This is a genomic window from Paenibacillus sp. (genome assembly GCF_048976745.1).
In the GTDB taxonomy this organism is placed as follows: Bacteria; Bacillota; Bacilli; order Paenibacillales; family Paenibacillaceae; genus Paenibacillus.
This window is the reverse complement of the sequence record NZ_JBHGUU010000005.1, coordinates 506,406-529,359: the sequence shown is the minus strand read 5'-3', so window position 1 is coordinate 529,359 and position 22,954 is coordinate 506,406. Positions and strand designations below refer to the sequence as shown.

Genomic DNA, 22,954 nt, shown 5'->3' with positions numbered 1-22,954 from the left:
TCACCGTCCGCTCAAGGTAGTTTCCGTTAGGTTGCACAGCATATGGGAAATTGATTCCTTTTTCAGATTTTTTCACAAAAAGCTGCAAACGAGATGGACGGACTAACCAGAAAGCTATAACATACAAATATAGCAATGTCGAAGACAAGCACTGAGCGAAGTTTAGAGAAATAGGGAAAATAGGGAGGAAACCTACGATGACAAATACGATGAAGGCACCCGGAGAGACTAAAGTTGGCTTTATTGGTACAGGTGTGATGGGTAAAAGCATGGCTGGACATATCCAGAGAGCCGGATATCCGTTGCATGTCTACACGCGAACTGCTGCCAAAGCGGAAGCATTGGTGAAGGAAGGTGCCGTATGGCATGACACACCAGGCAAACTGGCTGCCGCGTGTGATGTCATCATCACGATGGTGGGGTATCCGAAGGACGTGGAAGAGATCTACCTCGGTGAGGATGGTCTCGTAGCCAATGCCAAACCGGGGTCATATCTGATTGATATGACAACATCCAGCCCGCTGCTGGCTGCACGGATCTTTGAAGCTGCTGAAGCCAAAGGACTGCATGCACTGGACGCTCCTGTATCGGGCGGAGATATCGGAGCGCAGAATGCCAAGCTGTCCATTATGGTTGGTGGCAGTTCGGAGGCCTTTGAAGCGGTGCGTCCGCTGTTCGAGCAGATGGGCAGCAACATTGTGCTGCAAGGCAAGGCGGGAGCCGGGCAGCATACCAAAATGTGCAACCAGATTGCCATTGCCTCTGGCATGATGGGTGTATGCGAAGCACTCGCTTATGCCAAGACGTCTGGTCTGGACGCGGAGACCGTGCTGAAGAGCATTGCTACCGGTGCAGCCGGAAGCTGGTCGCTCAGCAATCTCGGTCCGCGCATGATCACAGGCGATTATGAGCCTGGATTCTATGTGAAACATTTTATCAAAGACATGGGAATTGCACTGGAGTCTGCCAAAGCGATGGGCATGAAAACGCCTGGTCTGGCGCTGGCCGAATCCCTGTATCAGGAAATAGCGAATAATGGTCTGGAAGAGAAAGGTACACAGGTGCTCTACACCTACTATCTTCAGGCTTAACAACCAAGAGAACAGCAGCGTATTCTTTTTCTATTCAGGAAAGGTGCGCTGTTTTTTTTCAATTTTGCGGCTTGTTTATGCGTCTTAAGTCACAGAATTGGTTAAATGTTCATATGTACTTTGCATATTGAAGAGATTTTGATCGTTTTCCCTTTAATTTTCCCTCTCTTTATCCGACATAAGTAATAGAAGTTTACATAATGAATGTGTCAAAGGATGTATACCTCCTGTAATGGTCACCCGTAATCCACACTATAATAGAACGGAGCTTGCCCATGTTCAAGAAAATCCTGTCTCTGTTCAAGACACAGCCAGAGCTTGCGAACCAGATTACAGCTTCCGCTTCAGCGTTACCATCAACGACAACCATTCCCCCGCGTATGGTTCGCAGTAAGCGCAAGAAAAAAGCGGAAGGGGATTGGACACGCCAGCCAGAGGAGCCTAGTACAGCAGATCAGCTGATTGGTCTTCCGAGTGAATATAAAGTGCTGAACGATCTGCTTGTTACCAATCCGAAGTCACGCTCCGGTTATTCGCAGATTGATCATGTTGTGATCGGTCCTCGTGCAATCTTTGTGATCGAAACTCGGAATCTGACGACAGGTGAGATCCGCGGCGGAAGAAGAGAGGCCAATTGGTCGGTCAGCAGCAGCCGGGTCAAAATGTATAATCCACTCATGCAGCATCGTGCACATGTGGAAGCCATCCATGCACACCTTGGAGACTACAAAAGAGTACGTCTTGTCTCGATGGTGACATTTACGAACCGTTGCCGCATTAGTGTTGATCCTGCTGTAAGGTATGTGAATTCGGATGAATTGATCATCTATGACCATGAATTGGTGGAAACGATTCAGCGCAAGACGGAACGACTTGAGACTGAGGTTCCCGAAACCGTATTTCAAGAGAAAGATATCCAGGCGATCTACGCTCTGTTATCTTCGGTCAATTCCACCGATCCTCAGATTCGGTCAGACCATATGGAGAAGGCTAAAGGGATCAGATAATTACACTTCACGAACACTGTTGTCCATACGGGCGGCAGTGTTTTTGCATTGCGGGGTAGTTAATGCGCGCATAGTAAAAGGCTTTAGACACAGGTATATCGTCGTATACAACCGATTTTTAACTTATGTTAGAATGTAGACCATGTCCAATTGTGAATCAAGCATGTTATGTGAAAGGATATTTTTGTAAGTGAGTGTTCAAGTCTTGGAGCAGAGGTTAATGGTTCTCAGGAATATACATAGGATAAGGGGAAGATGATGTGATGAAATGGAATTATACGATAAAGACGTTCACAATTATGTTTGGTTTGGCAGCGATTCTGACAGCTTGTGGTGGTGGAGCGAAAGAGACATCATCAACGGAGTCCGCTTCCGGTACAGAAGTTGCTTCATCAGAAACAAGCAGCTCAAATGCTGCTGTAACAGAAACTGCCGCAAAAGAATCTTCTTCAGCCGAAGAAGGCAAGATTGGGTTGGACTCTACTTTGGACGAGTTGAAGCAGACGTACGCCGATCAGCTCGGTTATATCCGTATCCCGCTTAATGATCATCCAGTGCGTCGGGTCAGTGAGGAAGGTTCCAAAAACATTAATGTCGCCAATTATAGCGATGCCGTTGTGGACATGAATGCAGAAGTTCCGATTCATTCCGATTCGCAGCGATTGATTGATGATGCCTTTCCTTATTTTACAACCGTACAGGCACCTGATGAATCTTATGTAACTTGGGAAGAAGCAACCAACATGGAACGTGCCATGGTAAAAACGCTGTTTATCGCCCGTGAAGGTCTGCTGATTACGGAAGATGCGATGAAAAATAAGGATTACAGCAGTACATCGTTCAAGGATTCGATGGATTTCTTCAGTGTCACAGCCAAATTTGAATCCATGGCACCTGTTGCACAGCATCCTTATGACATCACGTTGACCACACTATACGATAAAGCCCGCACGTCGTGGGGCAAGCTTGCCGCGATGAACCCGGAGCAGGATGAAGCAGCGTTTGCCGAGATGTACAAGACGGCGAGAACCGATGCCAATAATGCCATGGGGTTACTTAATGTTCTCTTGTCTACCAATGAAGAAGAACGTGTAGAAGAGATTTACGGAAAGTGATAGTAGTAATGGATTGAATGAGTTGAACCAATTATATATATGCTGAGGTCTTACATAGAACCCTGACTGCCGGGACGATCGGTGGTCAGGGTTCTATGTGTTGTCTGCATTTTTTTGAAATCCGCTTGAAACTATATCCAGAACCCTGCGTATCATAAGGTATTAATTGTTTTTTATTGTAGAATATTGCCGTATTTCAGAGTATAGTTAAGGAATAATTTAACTTATATTCAACATGATGTAGACGTGAAAGTTACTGAAAAATCTCGAAAAGAATGTGCGGAACACCATGTTTGAAACTATTGGAGGTTGAGTATGAGTTCATTTAAAAGCTGGTTGAATTCAACAAAACAAGGACTTGAAGAGCAAGTCAAAAAGTTTAAAAATAAAGACTTTATGGATGCCGTGGTGGCAGGCTGTGCACTGGTTGCTTTTGCGGATGGTTCCATTGACGAAGCGGAAAAGAACAAGATGGCCGGTTATATCAAACTGAGCCAGGAATTAAAAGTATTTGATATGGGTGAAGTGATTACACGCTTTAATCATTATGTCGCGAACTTTGAGTTTTCTCCGGAGATCGGGAAACAGGAAGCACTGAAAGCTATTGGGAAATTCAAAGCCAAGCCAGATGTAGGACGCGTTATTGTGGGGGTATGCAGTGCGATTGGTTCAGCTGACGGCAACTTTGATGATCAGGAGAAAAGAGTTGTTGCTGAAATATGCAGTGTACTTGGACTGAATCCGGGCGAATTCAATCTCTAAGTGGCTATTTTACATATGAAGGGAGGTGAAAATCAGTGGCAAGCATTAATTTGGTCAAAGGACAGAAGATTGATTTAACCAAGGGCAATGCAGGACTTACTGAGGTGATTGCTGGTCTCGGTTGGGACCCGGTAACTGCCAAAGGTTTCTTCGGAAGAAAAAAACAAGCGGATATCGATTGTGATGCATCGGCGATCATGTTGAATGAGGAAGGCAAGTTGGTCAAAGACTCCAACCTGGTTTGCTTCCACAACAAGCAAAGTGCATGTCGTTCGGTTATCCATTCAGGTGACAATCTAACAGGACAGGGAGACGGTGACGACGAACAGATCAAAATGGATCTGTCCCGTATTCCTGCTGATGTTCATAAAGTATTAATCGTTGTTAATATCTACGATTGTGTCAATCGAAAGCAAGATTTTGGCATGATTGAGAAGGCTTATATTCGTATTCTGGATGGTAAAAATTCCAGTGAGCTCGTGAAGTTCAATCTATCCGAAAACTACACAGGTTCAACGGCGTTGATCTGTGGTGAATTGTATCGTCATGGAGGCGAATGGAAATTCTCGGCAATTGGAGAGGGTTCCCATGCGGTACATATCAACGAACTCGCTCGCAGGTACTCCTAAGTACCAGATTTAACCTAAATCGACAATAATCCTGATATTCATATGTCACGATAACTACAATACACTTAAATAAGCGAGGATGATCATACGATGGCAATTAATCTCTCTAAAGGTCAAAAAATCGATCTGACTAAAACAAACCCAGGTTTGACAAAAATCACAGTAGGCTTGGGCTGGGATACCAATAAGTATGATGGCGGAAAAGACTTTGACCTGGATGTATCGGTATTCTGTGCCAATGCAAACGGTAAAGTAGAAGGCGAGAAAAACTTCATCTTCTTCAACAATCCACAAAATGAAAATGGTTCTGTTGTTCACACCGGTGACAACCGTACAGGAGATGGCGATGGTGATGATGAGCAGATCAATATCGACCTGCCTAACGTACCCGCGAATGTAGAGAAAATTGCTTTCTCCATTACAATCTACGAAGCTACAGAACGTAGCCAGAACTTCGGACAAGTCTCCCGTGCTTATGTGCGAATCGTCAACGAAGCAAACAGCGAAGAACTGATTCGTTTCGACCTGGGAGAAGACTTCTCCATCGAAACAGGTGTAGTTGTTGGTGAATTGTATCGTCATAACGGCGAGTGGAAGTTCAGTGCCATTGGTAGTGGTTACCAGGATGGATTGGTTGGATTGACACGCGACTACGGTTTGCAATAGGACGTACAGTACGACTTACAGGATGGGAAGAACCGTCTCCTGGACGGTTCTCCTTTTCATTTAATCACATATTTTGGAAAGGTGGAAAAACAAATGACGATCAGTCTTGCCAAAGGACAACGTATTGACCTGACTAAGACGAATCCAGGCCTTACCCGTGTGGTGGTTGGTTTGGGTTGGGATACAAACAAATATAGTGGTGGAGTCGACTTTGACCTGGACGCTTCGGCTTTTTTGTTGTACGAAGATGGAAAAGCCAAAGGCACGGATGACTTTGTTTTTTACAATAATCCAAGCGGCGGTGCGGGTTCAGTGACACATACTGGTGACAATCGTACGGGTGAGGGCGATGGCGATGATGAGCAAGTTGTCGTGGACTTCAGCAAAATACCTGCACACATTCACCGGATCGGTATTACCGTAACCATCTACGATGGGGATGGACGAGGGCAGAATTTTGGACAAGTTTCCAACGCTTTTGTTCGTGTTGTTGATGCTGCAAGTGATCGGGAAGTGCTTCGGTTCGACCTCGGAGAAGATTACTCTACCGAAACGGCTGTAGTGTTCTGTGAGTTTTACCGTGCAGGTGCGGACTGGAAATTCCAAGCGGTAGGCAGCGGTTTTACAGGTGGACTATCTGCTTTATGCAAAAATTACGGATTGGATGCACAATAACTTGGCTTAGAAAGGTGAGTCTGCTATGGCGATTTCTGTCGTGAAAGGCCAGAAGAGTGATCTGACCAAAACCAATCCGGGCTTGTCCCGCTTAACGGTAGGCATTGGTTGGGAAGCAGCTTCCGGTGTGGAGCTGGATACATCAGCATTCCTTCTGGGTTCAGACAATAAAGTAGCTGGAGATGAGGATTTTATCTTCTATAACCAGCCCACTACCTCGTTCATCACGTATATGGATGGTGGACAGGTTGGAGGGGAGAAGAAACAGTTCGCCATTGATCTTGGCAAAGTCCCTTCCCGAATTGAGAAAATCGCCTTCAGCCTGACGATTCATGACGGTGAAGCACGACGCCATCATTTTGGACAGGTTCAGCATGGTTTTCTACGGTTTGCCAATGAAGTTACAGGTCAGGAAGTGATGAGATATGATCTGGGAAGTGGTTTTACAGTAGAGACCGCGATTGTCATCGGTGAACTGTATCGTCATAACGGAGAATGGAAGTTCAATGCAATAGGGTCGGGTTTTGCAGGCGGTTTGAATGCACTATGTGCCAACTTTGGTGTGGATGTGGATGGTGGATCAGAGCCTGCACCACCAACTTCACCCGTTCCTCCGACAGTTGTACCGACTCCAACGCCCCCTGTAGCCGCACCAGAGCCGACACCTTCTCCTGTTAATTCGATCAATTTCAGCAAAATTGAATTGAAGAAGAAGGGGGACACCATTAACCTCAAGAAAAATGCGGGGGGACTTGGTGAAATTCTCATTAACCTGAACTGGAATCAACAGGGTAGCAAAGGGTTATTTGGTCGCAGCAAAAGTGTGGATCTGGACTTGGGCTGTCTGTTCGAGATGAAGGATGGTACACGAGATGTGATTCAGGCCTTGGGACAAACGTTTGGTTCACTGAGCCGTTTCCCTTATATTGCACTGGATGGGGATGACCGGACGGGATCGGTTAAGACGGGAGAGAATCTGCGAATTAATGGTGCCCATATCTCGGAAATTGAGCGCATCCTGGTATTTACCTATATTTATGGCGGCGTGGCCAACTGGTCTCAAGTAGACGGTGTGGTAACCATCCAGCAGAAGGACGGCCCTGATATCATTGTCCGAATGAATGAATACGGGAGTCCGCTCGGCATGTGTGGCATTGCGATGTTACGCAATGTGAACAATGAGACCTTCAGCATTGAACGAATCGTGCAGTTCTATAATGGGCATCAGGCGTTGGACGATGCTCATGATTGGGGAATGCAGTGGGTTGCGGGAAGAAAATAAACATTCGTAATTATTCAATATAAATGCTGTATCGGTCAGCACCATTGCAAGGATACTGTTGACCAACGTTATCCTCGATAAGACCATCAATCCCTCCAGATTTAAGGAGGGATTGGTTTTTATGCCCCGACAGCTGGAATCAACTATTGCAGATTGGCTATTGCCAAAGGTGCGAGGAGGAGACAATCCTGAAATATTTCAATTTTTTGAGTCTGGAAGAAGAAGATACGTTATTTTTCTCTTCACCCGTCTCGTTCAATCACCGGACTTCCAAAGATCTACTGGCATATGCTGTTGGGGCTGCTTTATATATGCCCGCGACGCGAACACATATCGCGGATGACATTATGAATGGTAAACATGAAGGTCTGACGACCATTATTATTGATCTGGAGGACGCTGTCGGTGACGACCAAGTAGAATTTGCCGAGCAGTGTCTGGGACAACATCTAACTCAACTGATGACTTATATGGAGACAGGCATGCTGAGTCAGGAACAAATGCCTCTTCTGTTTGCTCGTGTACGTTCACCGCAACAGTTGGAACGTCTCATTGATACGTTGGGAGAATTGGTGTACATGCTGACAGGCATAGCTTTGCCTAAGTTTTGTGTGGGCAATGGAAGAGCCTATTTTGACCAGATTCGCAAGTATAATCAACGCAAACCGGATCATTATCCCGTTCTCTATGGAATGCCTATATTGGAAACGGCTTCAATTATATATCGTGAGACACGTTGGGAGACCTTGCTGGGCCTTCGAAACATCCTCGATGAAAATGTTGAATATGTGCTCAATGTACGCATTGGTGCGACCGATTTCTCCAGCCTGTTTGGACTACGCCGAAGCCCGGAATTGACCATATACGATATCGCCACCATCCGTGACTGCATCTCGGATATTATCAATCTGTTCGGACGGATGGACAAGCCGTATGTGATCTCAGGTCCTGTCTGGGAATATTTCAGTCAGCGGGAGCGCGTGTTCAAGCCTCAATTACGACAGACTCCATTCGAAGAAACCCTCGGCAAATCAGGGCTGCATCTGAGAATGAAATATATTACGAATACAATGGATGGATTGATGCGTGAAGTCATGATGGACAAGGAAAATGGAATTGTAGGCAAAACGATCATTCATCCTTCTCATATTAAGCCCGTACAAGCGATGTATGTTGTTACACATGAGGAATATTCTGATGCGCAAGACATCATAGCCCGCAATGACGGTAGCCTGGGTGTGTTCAAAAGTAATTACTATAACAAAATGAATGAGATTAAACCACACTTGAGCTGGGCGAATCGAATTCTAATCCGATCACAAATATATGGGGTGTTACATGAACAGCAGCATTTTGTCGGGCTCTTGCCCAAGCACGAACAACAACACAACTACGTTCCCAATTCTTGATCAATTCAGTCTGAACATTCAGGTCACACATAACCCGCTGCAACTGCCACTGGAATCATTATTCTCCATGGCTGCACGAATCAATAAGAAACGTTCTTTTTTATTTGTAAGCAGACTGCTGGGCAAACATATCCCGGTTAACCCGTATACCTCGCTTCTAAGCGGCGCTGCATTGGCTGTTCTGTTATATGAGCACCTGAATGAGGAGACGGAAGAGACGAAAGATCAGGTGGCTGAGTGGAAACGGGAGATGGTCGAGGGGCTGATTAATCCCCAGCAAGCCCGACACGTGTATAACATGCTGTTGCAAGAAAGCTTGAATTTGCCGGAAACAATTCGTTTTGTTGGTTTTGCCGAGACCGCTACTGCGCTGGGCCACAGCATGTACGAGATGTTTGCTGATCATGCTTCCTACATTCACACCACTCGTGAATATGTTCCAGCGATGCATCCGGATATTCAATTTGAAGAGGAACATTCCCACGCGATGGCTCATCGTTGTTATGCGCTGGATCATGAAGCTTTTGCAGGAGAGGGCCCAATTGTTCTGGTGGACGACGAGATTACAACGGGCAAAACCACATTGAATATCATTCGGGATATTCAGTCCAGATATTCCCGGAAACAATATGTGATTGCTTCACTGCTGGACTGGCGTACGGAAGCGGACGAACTTCGGTTTGCCGAACTCGAAGCTGAACTGGGAATTACGATTACACCGTTAAGCCTGTTGAAGGGCCGCATTGAAGTGGTGGGTACTCCACAGTTGGAACCAGCAGAGCAAGCGGATCAACCGTCCCCACACCCTGTAACCATTCAGACTTCTACCGTTGCCGATGTCTTCGATCAGTTGCATGCCACTTCGGAGGATGGTGAAGGTAAACGTAGCACAGCCAGTTATGTCCAGCATACGGGCAGGTTTGGTATGCAATCCAGGCATAATGACGTATTACGCCAGGAGATTAGCCGGATTGCAGAACGACTTCGGTCACAGCGTACGGGAGATCGAACTTTGGTGATGGGAACAGGAGAGTTCATGTACATTCCGATGCGTATTGCTGCCGAGATGGGAGAAGGCGTGTTTTATCAATCCACTACCCGTAGTCCAATCCATACACATCCTGCTCCAGCATATGCTGTTCGTAGTGGTGCCGGATATGCCTCACCGGAAGACGCATCTGTTCGTAACTTTATCTATAACATCGCTCCAGGACAATATGACGAGATCTTTGTTCTGCTGGAAAGACAGATGTCCGCAGAGCGAATGGAACCGATGTTGGAGGTACTGGGGCAATTAGGATGTGAACACATTCATATCGTATATTGCGGCTTGCCAGAGAAGACAGGAGACAACGAGCAATGAACTTAACTACGCTGGAGCTAATTAGACAACGTGAGATTCAGTCTCCCCAGCCCATGGGCAGTTATGCTGCATCCGACGTTGTTTTCTTATTGAAGGATATCAGCCATGTTGATCTGGAGAAGGGAACGGGTGAACGGGAGCAGGCGATCCAAGCCGGGGTTCATTATTCGGAGATGCTGCCGGTAGAATATCAGCCTACAGCAGAATACATCGAACTGTTTCACCAAACGCTGGAACAATCTGCTACAAGAATCGCACGTCATACCGCCATTGTGGCTGAGAAGATCGTAGAGCGCAGGGGGCTGAATCTGATTCTGGTCTCTCTGGCTCGAGCCGGAACGCCTGTGGGCATCCTGATTAAGCGGTATATTGAATTAAAGTACAAGGTGACGATTCCGCATTATAGTATTTCCATTATTCGTGGCAAGGGTATGGATGAGAACGCAATTTTATATATTTTACAGCAGCATGGGCTGGAAACAGCCATTCAGTTTGTAGATGGTTGGACAGGCAAAGGGGCTATTCGCAAAGTGCTGAAAGAATCCTGTGACCAAATGAAACGGACTTATGGGGTAAGCCTGGATGATGATCTTGCCGTGTTGGCTGATCCGGGGCAATGCTCGGGTACCTTTGGGACAAGGGAAGATTACCTCATTCCTAGCGCTTGTCTGAATTCGACCGTCTCAGGCCTGGTAAGCCGTACAGTACTTCGCGATGATCTGATTGGGCCGGCAGATTTTCACGGAGCCAAATGGTATCGTGAATGGTCCTCTGCAGATGTGTCGACCCAATACGTGGATACCATCGCTCAGCATTTTCCGCAGATGACGAACCAAGTGGAGATTCGCTCGGATGACAATGCTACCAATACTTCGGAAATCACCTGGAAAGGCTGGCAGGATATCGAGTCCATCCAGCAATCCTTTGGCATTACAAATATCAATCTGATCAAACCCGGAATCGGTGAAACAACCCGGGTGTTATTGCGTCGGGTCCCGTGGAAAATTCTTGTGAATCGACTGGATAATCCGGATTTGCAACATATCATGATGCTCGCCAGAGACAGAAATGTGCCGGTTGAGGTATATCCCGGACTAACCTATTCCTGTTGCGGCATTATTCAATCCCTGGGAGGTGGAGGAGAATGATGATCTACGCAAGTGATCTGGACCAAACGCTGGTGTACTCCCGTCGTGCGCTCCGTATTCCCGAAGATACACCGGGACTTGTTCCCGCAGAGTGGATTAACGGCAAGTTGTCCGCTTTTATGTCAGCTTATGCACTGGAGCGATTGCAGTCTTTGCCACAAGACATTGTATTTATGCCTGTGACGACACGTACAGTGGAGCAGTACCGGCGCATTCATATTTTTCAGAACGAATGTATTCCCAAATATGCGGTGACAAGTAATGGCGGCAACATCATTGTTGATGGTCATGTTGACGATGAATGGAACAGGCATATTCGTTCTTTGCTTCGTCAGCAGGCAGCTGCTCCTGAAGAGATTCTGGATTTATTTGACGATGTACTAAGCCCGGAATGGGTGATTAATCAGCGATTGTGTGATGAGTTGTTCTTTGCGCTGCTGATCGAACGTGATAAACTTCCCATGGAACGCATTGCGGACAAGATTCGGGTGTTAGAGACGCTGGGATGGGAGAGTTCAATTCAGGGTCGGAAGCTCTATCTGGTGCCTTCGGCCGTGAACAAACGATCTGCGGTGGAGCATGTTAGGCAACGGATAGGCGATGTGCCTGTGATTGCTTCGGGTGACTCGTTGCTGGATCGCTGTTTGCTGGATTTTGCTCACCATGCCATTGCTCCATCTCACGGAGAGCTGTATGTCGAGAGACAGCGAGCGCCCGAGCAAGTACCGTATCAATTTACGAAACAATTCGGTGCTTTTGCAGCAGATGAGATTCTCGATTACGTTCACCGTATTCATAACGATCAACAGATCCAGATAGACCATGCCGAGATAAGGGAGACCGTATAATGAATAAAAAGAAGATTTACTTCAATCGTTGGTTCTCTGTAACATATCATTATATGAATGCGATCCGAGACAATGAGGATGGGTTGGAATTTGAAATCTACGGCACTCATCCTGATCCGGGACACATGGCATTACAGGGCTGCGATGTTGCAGAAGTTGAACCGCGTGTAACGGGACGGGAATATGTAGATTTTTGCCTCGACTTTTGCCGTCGTCATCAGATTGATGTCTTCATTCCGCGGTGGAATATGCTGGATATCAGCAGACATATCTCCCTGTTCGAAGAGATCGGTACACAGGTTATCGTGTGCTCGGATACGGAATTGCTGGAACAATTGATGGAGAAAGACCGTTTCTATGAATCGGTACGTGAGAAGGGCATCATGGAGATTCCGGATTATTTCACGGTCAGTAATGCTGCCCAATTCCAGCAAGCTTATGAGGCGCTGCGTGCACGTGGACATGATGTATGCTTCAAACCATGTAATGGTGAGGGCGGCATGGGGTTCCGGGTGATTAACAATGAACGTGATCCGTTGCAGGAGTTGTTTGGGTATGCGCTTAACTCGATTTCATATGAAGATGCCCTGCGTGCGTTCTCTTCTGCTCCGTCCTTTCCCAATGTGATGGTGATGGAGGTGCTGGAAGGATATGAATACAGCATTGATTGTCTTTCGGACCGCAATGGGAAACTCTTAACGGCTATTCCGCGTAGAAAAGAAAGAGGACGCTTGCGCTTGCTGGAAGAAAAGGAGGAATTGCTGGCGATTGCCCGCAATGTGGCAGAGGTATATCGGATTCCTTATAATTTTAATATTCAGATGAAATATCGCAAGGATACACCGAAGTTGCTGGAGATCAATCCGCGAATGTCGGGTGGATTGCATATGTCTTGTCTGTCAGGCGTGAACTTCCCTTATCTGGCGGTCAAGTCTGCACTGGGCCATGATATTGGACCACTTCATCCGAAGTTTGGTATTCTGGGAAGTCATATCGAACAGCCATTTATAATCGACGTTCAGAAGGTAAGCGGAGTACAACACGTCTAGCTGAGAATTGACACCTTCTGGATGGTTTTTTTACAATACGGATAAGTGTTGTTACAGGCAGGAGGGCAAGTAATGTTACGAAAAACGAAGATAGGTATAGGCGCATTGGTCGGTTATGGTCTCGCGGCAATCACGAGTCCCTTCATCCCGGATGTCATCACGTGGGCGATTCCGGCACTGGCGACTGTAGTGGGTGGACTGATTCCTTCACGTTCCACGCCACGTACACAGGTCGAGGGTTCGTCATCTGCCCCTGTCCCCATTACAGACGCCGGTAATGAACCTTCCCGCTTGAATGGTGGACAAGCGACGAGTGGAGTGCCAACGGGGGCTAAAGATGCTTCTCCAGCACAGCCCCATTCGAGTTCCACTCCCGCACAACATCCGGGCTCAGAACAAGCGAAGCCTTCCCGGACTGAACCAGATCCTGTCTTTGATCCGGTGATTGAATACCTGGAAGTTCTGGAGGACATGATCATCTCCGAAGGTCAGAAGAACGAGCTGGATAATGAGATCGTGGAGAAATCCCTGGCGCTGTTTGCACGTCTGCAGCGTGTGATTCCCTCTCTTCAGGAGTTGAACAATGGGGATATCAACCATACGGTACGCAGATTGATTTTGAAAGACTTGAACGGGTTTATTAATCCATTTTTACGATTGAGTGGCGAAGCCAAACGCAATAATCGGCGTATGCTTTTGAATGGTCTTCGAGATGTGGATTCCAAGATATCGGATATTGTATCAACGATTGAACATAAAGACTTAATGGAGCTTCAGAACAAAGCGGAACTGATACATCAACGGTATAACAGCTCTGAATTATAGGAGGGATTGGCATGGCAACGGAATGGGCGCAGTTGAAACAGGAAGATGAGCAACGGATTAACCAGGAAGCAACGCAGCTTATTCAGAAAGTGTCCCAAAGTGATCCGGCTCACCTGGATACCTTAATGGATGATATCGGCAAGTTGGGCGTGAAAACACAAGAGAGAGCAGGACAGACTCTCAAGCTGCTTGATCGTCCGGTCAATGAACTGATGTCTGGCAATCGGGCTGAGGTATCAAATATGATTCTGAAGCTCCGTGATGAATGCGAGAGTCTACAGCAGAGCAAAAATGTGAGTTTTGTCGGGAAATTGTTACGGAAGAGCCCCCTGAAAAACTATGTATATCGTTATCAATCTGTTCGAACGAACATTGATGCCATCATTAACGGTCTGCGAGACGGTAAGGATAACCTGGAAGAAAGCATCGTGAATATGCGACAGTTGAAACGTTCTTCCATTCAGGAGATCTACAATCTGCAGACCAAAATCTCGTTTGGAAATCAACTGAAAGCATTATTTGAAACCGAGATTGCCAAGCCGGAGAACGAGAATCGTAAAGCACATCTGGAGCGTGGATTACGCAAAGTGGTTACACGTACCCAATCCATGACAGAGATGATTATGCTGTACAATCAGGCGATCGCAGCTACCGACATCATTAATGATAACAATGACAAACTGATTGATTCGGTTAATAATGCGATTGATAAAACAGCGAATCTGATCACGGTTTCGGCGATGATTGCAATGGCACTTAATGATCAGGAAAAGGTTATCTCCGCTGTGGAAGCTACGAATAAGACGATTGAAGATCAATTCAAAGAGAACGCCAGATTGTTGAAGACAACAACAGAGAAAACAAATGAGCTTTTGTCCAAACCGGCTATGTCCCTTGAAGCGGTCAATCAAGCGATGGGTGATCTGATGTCTGCGTTGGATCTGTCCGAGCAGTCCAATCGCCGCATCATCGCGAGCTGTAATGACTATACCAATAAGATGACAACACTTAACGCCAAAATGAGTGATCGATTGGGTCTGGAAGGGCCGAAGGCAGCTGCCATTCCGGAGAAAAACAAACCGGATTCCAGCGCATTAGGATCTTATCTGGATTAGGATAAAACTCGCTGCATATTGTGTCGAAATCGCTACATGTAATTATTTTCTACGAGGGACGCCGAGTGCGTCTCTTTGTTTCATTGGATAGAGTGAAGTTAAAATCTGGGGATGTGCAAAGGAGCTTGCTGAACATGCTGGACTTTTCATTCGAGATTATTGATGAGACCAAGATTAATATTCAATACAAATATGGCAGTGAGTTGTTTAACTTTAACCTGTATTATGCAAACGGGGAGTGGACGCTGCATCCATTTGACGGCATACTGATCCAAAATCGTGAAATGTGCAGTCTGATTGTGTCTGAGCTGCTCCGTAACAAAGATTTTCATGTCATGTTGGTCAAAGAAAAAATCATCTTATCTCAATTGCGCACCAGTATTAATCTTCAGTCCGACAGTCCAGATGAATGGGGAGTAGATCGAAGAATTGCAGATTACTCCAGCCATGATGATGAGTTGATGGATTACATAGGAAACCATAGCTTCGAAGACATATTACAGCTTGAGCAAGAACAGATTGAGTCCAGAGTGCAGTTCTTCCAACAGATCATTCAGAGAATGTTTATGGAGGGATTTGGACCTGAGGATGCTGATTTTATCAAAGTTCAGTCCGTGATTCGGGTATATAAAGAGACATACGATCGCCTGGGCGAATTGAGTGATGACTACCAGAGTGAGCGAGGACGTAGAAGATGGTAGGATGTAAAGTTGAAAAAAAGGTTCATCAGCCATAGGCAGATGAACCTTTTTGTTCTTCAGGTACTTAAGGGAGATGAATGGTTTGGATATGATCAGTATGCATCATGAAAGAAGCACCATCCGCTTCTACCAAGGTGAGCAAGTGACTGTCTGCATTCTTTAATAACCCTGCTCGGTAAGGCTTGCAACCGAGGTTGAGTACAACAAGTTCACCTATCATTTTATGAAGTTGCTGATCAAGTGTACGGGAAAGTGACATGGACGAAGGTTGCATAGGAAAATGTTGCTTACTAAGGGAGTAGGGTGTGCTGTTGGTAGGGGAAGGAATAATATACTTCAGATGATTAATGGAAACATAGACAGAATGATATATCGGAGAGTAGAACATAAAGTAATCATTCATAATATTGGTAATATAACCATGCAATGTTTTGCCTCCGATGGAGATTTCACTGAATCGTCCACGGGCATTCATCAATATTTTGCGGTAAGAGATGTTGGTGTGATCCATTTCAGGGTCAGGTGTTGGCAAAACTATACTTGAGTCATCTGACGTATTAACATGCATGGATTGAACATGATGAAGTGGAATATACACAAATCGCTGGTTTCCGTAGACGACAATCAGATCCTGACCTACATCAATGATCTCACCCTGGATTGGTAGTTTACAGCCGGACAGCTCCAATTCGATGGATTTACCCATCCACTGTGTTACGAGTTCCATAGTATTCCTCCTCTCAGTAGAGTATAGATGTCCAAATATATAGTGAAATTAGGCTAACAGTTAGACTGATTGGTATCACAATAAAGGTAACTTTCATATACTGTTTCCAGGAGATTCGAATATGATGGGTCTTTAATATATACATCCAAATTAACGTTGCTAAGGTGCCAATAGGCGTCAGCAAGGCTCCGATATCACTTCCCAGAATGTTCGCAAGATATGCAAGATGCAGTTGATATTCACTTAGTGGAAGATCTGTAACAGCAAAGGTCCCAATCATGACGGAGGGTAAATTGTTGAATAGATTGGAAAGTAGAGTGAGCATTAACCCCGACACAGCAATGATGCTGGCATTTCCTCCTTCTATTAAAGGTTTCACCCACTGAATGATCGACGCGGTCATGCCTGCTCGGTGAAGACTATCCACAATAACATAAATGCTGAAGGCGAAGAGTAGAATGTGCCAAGGCGTTTGTGTTATCACATCTTTGAGTCCGGTCCGGGTGCGATACCAACGCACAGCGAGCATGAGAAGAACACCAGTGATGGCAACTACCTCCATACGTATACCGACTTGCTCAGCCAGAAAATATCCTGCACGGATAAATACAACGATACCTATACAGACACGGAACAGCCACCAGTCTACTTTATTCTCGGATTCAGTTGTCTGTAACGGATGATATCCTGAACCTGATGAAGGCTGCAGGGATACTGGGAAATGATGAATAACTTTGGGAATACTTCTGCGAAAATAATAGAACAGCAGTATGGTCATCACCATGATTGCCAGCATGGATGGCACAAACATCATCTGAGTATACGTATTCAGATTTAAGCCAACCATTTGCAAAGCAATCAGATTAGCCAGATTACTAAGACCAATTGGCGCACTGGAAGCCGTAGCGATGAGCGCACCGGAGATCAGGTAGGGCAACCGTTGATGCATTTTCAGACGAAGGATAGAACAGATTCGAATAATAATCGGAGTTGTGATCAGAATACTGCCATCATTGTTGAAGAAGATGGTCATGAGAAAACAAAGTAATAAAATGAGCCAGAACAATCGAAAGCCGGAACCCCTCGCTTTCTCAATCATATTCAAAGCGATCCAGCGAAAAAAACCGATGCTATCGAGAATAATCGACATGACAATAGTCGAGAGAATGGTTACGGCTGCACCAGATACAATCCCGAAGATTCCAACAATGTGAGCATAGCTGCTCACGCCAGTTAAAATAAGAAGAAGGGCGCCAAGGGAGGTGGGTATAGATTCATTCAATCCGCCAGGACGCCACATCAGGAAAATGACAGTGATGATAAAGACCCCGAAGGTTAACCACAACTGGTAGTCAGGCATTTACTGTGATTCACCTCCCAGGGGGAGAAGTCCTGACGAAGCCTGAAGCAGATGTTCATGGGATGGAGTGGGCCTTCCGGGTGCAACGATCCAGTAAAAAGGCACACCAATCAAGACTAATGTGACGAAGATCAACATGATAATTCCCCCCTTTAAGCTGGTAGATAACTTAAGTGTCAGTTTATTTCAGTTACTTCTTTTTACCGCCAGATTTGTTGCCACGGGATTGGTTGCCTTGATTGCCTCGCGACTTGTTACCACCAGATTTATTGCCCTGGGATTGGTTGCCTTGAACCCGTTGTCCCTGAGAACGATTGCCTTGATTGCTCCGCGATTTGTTGCCTCCGGACTTATTACCCTGAGATTGGTTGCCTTGAGCTGCCTGGTTCCCTTGTGAACGGTTGCCACGAGACTGGTTGCCTTGAGCCGCCTGATTCCCTTGAGCTGCTTGGTTCCCTTGACTTGTATTATTACTGTTATTGTTGTTGTTCCCAGCCCCACGTACGAGGGAAACAGATTTCACATGTTGCATCGGGATACGAACAATCTCCTGATTTTTCAAAGCCATGATCAATTGGTTCTGGTTGGCATCGGCCAGGATGCCTTCCACTTTTTCAGGTCCTCCCCGGTTAATCTGAACACGGCGGAAGCGGAGTGCCTGCATAACACCCAGAAACGTGTTGGAAGGAATAGGATTCCCCATGGCTGAATTTCGGTTACCACCGGAACGGCCTGTATCTGTTATGCTTTTGACATGTGATTCATTAACGTAGACAATCCCTTCTTTGCAGTTCATTGCCATATAGTCCCAGCGTACGTCCGTAAGTGTACCTTGTACTGAATCAGGTCCTCCCCGGTTAATCTTGATCTCTCTTCCCAACAAACCTCTTATTCCTTGACCATTCATAGACATAGTGTTTTACCCCTTCCATGATATAAGTTCAGATGGACAAAAATGGTGGATGTGATTGTGATCCCTTCCATACATCATTCGTGTCTGTCTGTAGTTTAAGCATATGTAACATGCCTTTTGGAGGGACTAGCCAGTTAACTATATTTATATTATTTTGGCTATAATCTATTAGAATTTATGTATATTTATAGATTAATAACTCGGTTACCCACATTATGACAAGTGAAGTTGGCTGTGACATGTACAGGACTGTGCATTCGCCCGTACGACTTTCTGTGCTTCTGCATAGGATGGTGTAAGAGCCTGCGGGCGAATCTTACAGGTACTCGAAAGGCGGATGGAAATGGCTCTACCTGTATACCATATCAGCTTGTCTCCAACTGAATATCAAGAGTTAACGTCCAATATATGGTCAGAGACGTTTGTGAACAGCACGATGCAGATGGACGGCAAGCCGTTTCCAATCCGGATTCGATACCGGGGAGGACATACACGTGGCTATGTGAAAAAATCATTTGAGATTCGCACGGCCAGCCGGACGTATCATTTTAATGCGGAGTATGATGATCCTTCGTTGCTGCGCAATGCGCTTTCTTTTCGCTTTTTTGAGTCGATTCGTGTACCCGCACCGTCTTCACAACACTGCGTACTTTATCTGAACGGGCAGCTTCAGGGTGTATACCTGCGGATCGAAGGTGTAAAATCATTCTTTTTTCGCCAAAGGAAAATCCCTGTGCGCAGTATCTTCTATGCGGTGAATGATCATGCTGGTTTTACATTAAATTCGGATACCTCTTCTGCAAGCACCGATCTATTGTCTGGGTACAGCTTAATTCGGGGCAAAGATGCGGATCGCACAAGGCTGCGTAACTTTATTCAGCAGTTGAACACAAAGTCCAGGCTGGAATTGTTTCGTTTTTTACAATCGAGGGTGGACACGGACAACTATTTACGCTGGTTAAGTGGAGCTGTGCTTACAGGGAACTTCGATGGATTTCATCAGAATTACACTTGGTATGAGAAAATCAAAAGTGGAAAATATGGCATCCTGCCTTGGGATTATGAGGGGACTTGGGGGAGGAACTGTTATGGAACACGAGTTGACCCCAATCTTGTTCGTATTCAGGGGTATAACAGACTTACCGGACGATTGCTGGCCTTTCGCAGTTTCCGTCAACAATATAAGAAGCTGATGCGTCAGCATCTGATGAATGCTTTTACAGAGAAGCGAATTATGCCTGTAGTCCATCGATTGCACAATGAGATTCGTGAAGATGTCAGCAAAGATCCTTACATGAAATGGCCAATGGACGTATTTGCAGGTGAACCGGAAAGAATTCGCGAATATGTAGTGAAACGTCGGGAGTACCTAAGTGAAAAACTACATCAGTTGTAAGCATCGTACTGGAGGGGAAGGGAGACCTTCCTTTTTTTGCTGTCAAAATGTTATGTTCTCCCGCCAATGGAGGTTTCACTGCCACAAGCTCGTCCAACAGCCTCTTGAGACTGTAAACGTTAGAAAAGCCAACAAAATTTCTATACAAACAAATTAAAGTAATATAATATAATTTAAAATCAAAGTTAATTAATTGGAATAGTTTGTATTGACAGGGGGGGATGAAGTGGAAGAACGGGATTGGCGAATTCTGCAGGAATTGTACAAGCAGCGTAATATCACAAAGACTGCACAGAATCTGTTCATGTCACAACCAGCGCTAACAGCAAGGATTCAACAAATCGAGAAAGAATTCGAAACCACGATTGTACAAAGGGGAAGAAGAGGCGTAGATTTTACTCCCCATGGTGAATATATGGCAAAAGCAGCCGATGAAATGCTCAAAAGATATCAACATATCAAGGATGATTTACTTAAGCTGAATGACCAGGTTACCGGGACACTGAGACTTGGCGTCGGCTATTTTTTTACCAAGAACAAGCTGCCTCGGATGCTGCAGATGTTCAAGGAGCTATATCCGGAGGTGGAATATAAGGTCATTACTGCACGCAGTAAAACCATTCATAACCTGATATTGAATCAAGATATCCATATCGGTCTCATTCGGGGAGATTATACATGGAATGGGGAAAAACATTTTCTGTTTCAGGACACGTTATGTGTAGTGTCCAAGGAAGCGTTCACTTTGGAAGAACTGCCGCATCTGCCTCGGATTGATTACAGGACAGATCAGGTGCTTAAATCCGAGATCGATAATTGGTGGTCCGACCATTATTCCGTACCTCCCCGAATAGGCATGGAGGTCGACCATGCAGACTCAGCCAGGGAGATGGTGATGAATGGATTGGGTTACGCCATCATGCCAAGCATGTACTTCAACGGAGAGAGCCTGATGAAAATCCATATCAAGAACAGGAAGGGAGAGCCCATCATCCGCCGGACATATATGTTTTATCATCAGGAATTCATGCAGCTTAATCAGGTCAATGCCTTTGTGCAATTTCTGAAAAACTTTGATTTTAACAAATCCCTATAGGTATCATAGGGATTTGTAATGGTTAAGCATAGCGATTTCTTATTTTATTTATCTCACGCTATCGGTTAGAGTGAATTACAGTTACATTTCCAGTAAACGTCGTCACAAGAATGGATAAATCAGCTGATAAACCAACTAAACTCATGGGTTTATTTAATTTTAATTCTGTTCTGAGATTTGATGTGAATCTGACATATATATCAAAGGGAGATGGAAATTATGGCAACGTTGAATGAGTACCTTGCACAGAAAAGAGAAGCTGCACTGGCGTTACATCAACAGGCACTAGCCAACCCGGTGCCAAGAAAGTATTCCGCCAAGGTACGTGCGGCTGGTAGAAGCGGGGTCCGCGAGATTCGGATCAGGGATTTTCAGATCATTAGCGACAGTCCCGAAAATTTTGCCGGATATAGTCTTGGCCCGGCATCGCCGGAAATTCAACTGGGGGTTCTGGGCAGCTGCATGACGCACATCACATTGATCCAGGCTGCCAAGCTTGGAATTTCGCTGGAATCTCTCGAGATCGAGGTCCATGGACAGGAACATCCCCTGGCGGGACAAGAAGGGTACGAAGATGTCCCTATTTATCCGCACAATATTCATTACAAAATTCACATCACCTCTGACGAGAGCCCCGAAAAAATCCAGGAACTTCATGAAACGGTTGAGCGAGTATGCCCTATATATAATCTTTTGCTTAATCCTCAGACCATTACAGGCGAGGTTGTGTTAAACGCGGTCTCCGGTCTTCAAGGAGCAGCATCAGAACAAGGGAATTAAAACAATGGCCAAATATATCGTTCGATCCTTGCTCCAGATTGTACCGGTTCTATTCATCATTACAATGATTGTATTTATACTCGTTCATGTCACAGGTGATCCCGTGGCTATGATGCTTCCAGATACAGCCACGGCTGAGGACAGGCAGGTTCTAAGGGTTGCCTTGGGTCTGGATCAGCCTTTATATGTACAGTATTCCATATTTGTATCCAATTTGCTGCGAGGGGACTTCGGTGACTCCTTCCGTTACGGTCAAGCCGCCCTGCCCATCGTTATGGAGAGATTACCTGCCAGCTTCGAACTGGCGGCGGCTTCGATGGTCGTGGCCTGCTGTATTTCAATCCCTCTTGGCATATGGTCCGCGGTCAAACGCAACTCGTTTATGGATCTGCTGATCTCGGGCATATCCGTACTTGGCAAGGCGATGCCTAACTTCTGGGTCGGGATCATGCTGATCCTGCTTATCTCCGTCAAACTGGAATGGACACCCGTGTCGGGAAGAGGCGGCTTCTCACACTTGATTCTACCTGCGCTCACACTGGGTACTGGCATTGCCGCCGAGATGACTCGGATGATTCGTTCAAGTTTTCTTGAAATTATCGGGCAGGATTATATTCGAACGGCGCGAAGCAAGGGGCTCCGTGAAATGGTCGTTTTGGGCAAACATGCTCTGAGAAATGCTCTGATTCCGGTCGTGACGATATCCGGTTTGCAGCTGACCAATCTGGTCAGTGGATCACTGGTCACCGAAACGGTTTTCTCATGGCCAGGCATGGGCCTGCTTATTGTTCAGGCGATCAACACCCATGATATGGCGATCATACAGGCTGCCGTATTCATTATTGCATTTATCGTAATCCTGATTAATCTGCTCACAGACATCGTGTACAAGCTGTTGGATCCACGGATTAAATACAGCTCTTAATATCTGATGGCATTAATCCTACTTAACCTGTAAATGAACTTGGTATATATTTTAATTTTTTTGATCACTCAT

At 45.7% G+C, this 22,954-nt stretch carries 24 protein-coding genes; 20 read left to right on the top strand and 4 right to left on the bottom strand.

Annotated features, from left to right (window positions below; all coding sequences use genetic code 11):
- Positions 1–197 precede the first annotated feature (197 nt).
- The 16 genes from ACE3K2_RS06110 (at position 198) to ACE3K2_RS06035 (ending at position 15,685) form a co-directional block, all read left to right on the top strand.
- Positions 198–1,091 carry an NAD(P)-dependent oxidoreductase gene (locus tag ACE3K2_RS06110; RefSeq protein ID WP_421887968.1) on the top strand — a complete coding sequence of 298 codons (894 nt, stop codon included), beginning with the start codon at positions 198–200 and terminating at the stop codon, positions 1,089–1,091.
- A gap of 275 nt (positions 1,092–1,366) precedes the next feature.
- The gene (locus ACE3K2_RS06105) at positions 1,367–2,098 is read left to right on the top strand and encodes a nuclease-related domain-containing protein (protein ID WP_421887965.1); all 732 of its coding nucleotides are present in this window, start codon (positions 1,367–1,369) and stop codon (positions 2,096–2,098) included.
- Positions 2,099–2,358: 260 nt separating this feature from the next.
- Positions 2,359–3,213 (top strand): hypothetical protein, encoded by an 855-nt coding sequence (locus tag ACE3K2_RS06100; RefSeq protein ID WP_421887962.1) that lies wholly within the window; start codon positions 2,359–2,361, stop codon positions 3,211–3,213.
- Positions 3,214–3,528: 315 nt separating this feature from the next.
- The gene (locus ACE3K2_RS06095; RefSeq protein ID WP_421887959.1) at positions 3,529–3,975 is read left to right on the top strand and encodes a tellurite resistance TerB family protein; all 447 of its coding nucleotides are present in this window, start codon (positions 3,529–3,531) and stop codon (positions 3,973–3,975) included.
- A 35-nt stretch (positions 3,976–4,010) separates the two neighbouring features.
- The gene (locus tag ACE3K2_RS06090; RefSeq protein WP_036672556.1) at positions 4,011–4,604 is read left to right on the top strand and encodes a TerD family protein; all 594 of its coding nucleotides are present in this window, start codon (positions 4,011–4,013) and stop codon (positions 4,602–4,604) included.
- Positions 4,605–4,694: 90 nt separating this feature from the next.
- Positions 4,695–5,270, top strand: a complete 576-nt coding sequence (locus ACE3K2_RS06085) for a TerD family protein (protein ID WP_062837432.1) — start codon at positions 4,695–4,697, stop codon at positions 5,268–5,270.
- Positions 5,271–5,363: 93 nt separating this feature from the next.
- A complete protein-coding gene (locus ACE3K2_RS06080) occupies positions 5,364–5,945 on the top strand; it encodes a TerD family protein (protein WP_036606267.1) in 582 nt (193 codons plus the stop codon).
- Between the two features lie 25 nt (positions 5,946–5,970).
- The gene (locus tag ACE3K2_RS06075) at positions 5,971–7,227 is read left to right on the top strand and encodes a TerD family protein (RefSeq protein WP_421887955.1); all 1,257 of its coding nucleotides are present in this window, start codon (positions 5,971–5,973) and stop codon (positions 7,225–7,227) included.
- A gap of 206 nt (positions 7,228–7,433) precedes the next feature.
- The gene (locus ACE3K2_RS06070; RefSeq protein WP_421887952.1) at positions 7,434–8,636 is read left to right on the top strand and encodes an HpcH/HpaI aldolase/citrate lyase family protein; all 1,203 of its coding nucleotides are present in this window, start codon (positions 7,434–7,436) and stop codon (positions 8,634–8,636) included.
- On the top strand, positions 8,566–9,999 hold the full coding sequence (locus tag ACE3K2_RS06065; protein ID WP_421887950.1) for a phosphoribosyltransferase family protein: 1,434 nt from the start codon (positions 8,566–8,568) through the stop codon (positions 9,997–9,999). Before ACE3K2_RS06070 ends, ACE3K2_RS06065 begins: the two co-directional genes overlap by 71 nt.
- Entirely contained in the window at positions 9,996–11,147 is a 1,152-nt protein-coding gene (locus tag ACE3K2_RS06060) for a cysteine protease StiP family protein (protein ID WP_421887947.1), read from the top strand. Before ACE3K2_RS06065 ends, ACE3K2_RS06060 begins: the two co-directional genes overlap by 4 nt.
- Entirely contained in the window at positions 11,147–11,995 is an 849-nt protein-coding gene (locus ACE3K2_RS06055; RefSeq protein WP_421888389.1) for an HAD family hydrolase, read from the top strand. Before ACE3K2_RS06060 ends, ACE3K2_RS06055 begins: the two co-directional genes overlap by 1 nt.
- Complete coding sequence (locus tag ACE3K2_RS06050) at positions 11,995–13,044, top strand: ATP-grasp domain-containing protein (protein ID WP_421887944.1); 1,050 nt, start codon at positions 11,995–11,997, stop codon at positions 13,042–13,044. Before ACE3K2_RS06055 ends, ACE3K2_RS06050 begins: the two co-directional genes overlap by 1 nt.
- A gap of 72 nt (positions 13,045–13,116) precedes the next feature.
- Positions 13,117–13,869 (top strand): hypothetical protein, encoded by a 753-nt coding sequence (locus ACE3K2_RS06045; protein WP_421887941.1) that lies wholly within the window; start codon positions 13,117–13,119, stop codon positions 13,867–13,869.
- Positions 13,870–13,880: 11 nt separating this feature from the next.
- Positions 13,881–14,984, top strand: coding sequence for a toxic anion resistance protein (locus ACE3K2_RS06040; protein WP_421887939.1), 1,104 nt, complete (start codon positions 13,881–13,883; stop codon positions 14,982–14,984).
- Positions 14,985–15,118: 134 nt separating this feature from the next.
- The gene (locus tag ACE3K2_RS06035) at positions 15,119–15,685 is read left to right on the top strand and encodes a hypothetical protein (RefSeq protein ID WP_421887937.1); all 567 of its coding nucleotides are present in this window, start codon (positions 15,119–15,121) and stop codon (positions 15,683–15,685) included.
- 64 nt (positions 15,686–15,749) lie between these two features.
- Here ACE3K2_RS06035 and ACE3K2_RS06030 read toward each other — a convergent pair whose 3' ends face one another.
- Genes ACE3K2_RS06030 through ACE3K2_RS06015 form a run of 4 tightly spaced genes read right to left on the bottom strand, consistent with a single transcriptional unit; the run spans position 15,750 to position 18,685 of the window.
- Entirely contained in the window at positions 15,750–16,412 is a 663-nt protein-coding gene (locus ACE3K2_RS06030; RefSeq protein WP_421887935.1) for a DUF2642 domain-containing protein, read from the bottom strand.
- A 13-nt stretch (positions 16,413–16,425) separates the two neighbouring features.
- Complete coding sequence (locus ACE3K2_RS06025; protein WP_421887933.1) at positions 16,426–17,772, bottom strand: arsenic transporter; 1,347 nt, start codon at positions 17,770–17,772, stop codon at positions 16,426–16,428.
- Positions 17,773–17,910, bottom strand: a complete 138-nt coding sequence (locus tag ACE3K2_RS06020; protein ID WP_421887930.1) for a hypothetical protein — start codon at positions 17,908–17,910, stop codon at positions 17,773–17,775.
- Positions 17,911–17,962: 52 nt separating this feature from the next.
- Positions 17,963–18,685, bottom strand: coding sequence for a hypothetical protein (locus ACE3K2_RS06015; RefSeq protein WP_421887928.1), 723 nt, complete (start codon positions 18,683–18,685; stop codon positions 17,963–17,965).
- Positions 18,686–19,028: 343 nt separating this feature from the next.
- Between ACE3K2_RS06015 and ACE3K2_RS06010 the strand changes: the two genes are divergently transcribed.
- From ACE3K2_RS06010 to ACE3K2_RS05995, 4 genes are all read left to right on the top strand, one after another.
- On the top strand, positions 19,029–20,081 hold the full coding sequence (locus ACE3K2_RS06010) for a CotH kinase family protein (protein WP_421887925.1): 1,053 nt from the start codon (positions 19,029–19,031) through the stop codon (positions 20,079–20,081).
- 226 nt (positions 20,082–20,307) lie between these two features.
- Positions 20,308–21,177: a LysR family transcriptional regulator gene (locus ACE3K2_RS06005; protein WP_421887922.1), complete on the top strand. Its 870-nt coding sequence runs from the start codon at positions 20,308–20,310 to the stop codon at positions 21,175–21,177.
- A 219-nt stretch (positions 21,178–21,396) separates the two neighbouring features.
- A complete protein-coding gene (locus ACE3K2_RS06000; protein ID WP_421887919.1) occupies positions 21,397–21,957 on the top strand; it encodes an OsmC family protein in 561 nt (186 codons plus the stop codon).
- A 4-nt stretch (positions 21,958–21,961) separates the two neighbouring features.
- On the top strand, positions 21,962–22,882 hold the full coding sequence (locus tag ACE3K2_RS05995) for an ABC transporter permease (RefSeq protein WP_421887916.1): 921 nt from the start codon (positions 21,962–21,964) through the stop codon (positions 22,880–22,882).
- Positions 22,883–22,954 lie beyond the last annotated feature (72 nt).